The organism is Pelomicrobium sp. G1 (genome assembly GCF_051905455.1).
Classification (GTDB): Bacteria; Pseudomonadota; Gammaproteobacteria; order Burkholderiales; family UBA6910; genus Pelomicrobium.
In genome coordinates this window covers 1-233 of sequence record NZ_JBQACR010000646.1, presented here as the reverse complement: position 1 = coordinate 233, position 233 = coordinate 1, and the positions used below count along the sequence as shown (strand labels likewise).

Genomic DNA, 233 nt, shown 5'->3' with positions numbered 1-233 from the left:
GTGGTGGAGGCGGTGATCGCCTGGATCTTCCTCGGGCGGATGGACGCTTTCCTGAGCCTGCAGCACCAGCTCGCCCGCTTCGCCAACGCTCCGGGCTTCACCGAGCTGGTGGTGGCGCCCACCTTCGGCGCTGCCGCATTGGTGCTCCTCATGGTGGTGCCTCTCCTCACCATGCGGTTGATCGCCGAGGAGCGGCGCCAGCAGACGCTGCCCTTTCTCACCGCCGCGCCGGT

At 68.7% G+C, this 233-nt stretch carries 1 pseudogene; it reads left to right on the top strand.

Annotated features, from left to right (window positions below):
* Positions 1–12: 12 nt before the first annotated feature.
* Positions 13–233: pseudogene (locus ACTFO6_RS19965) on the top strand (ABC transporter permease); the annotation flags it as partial.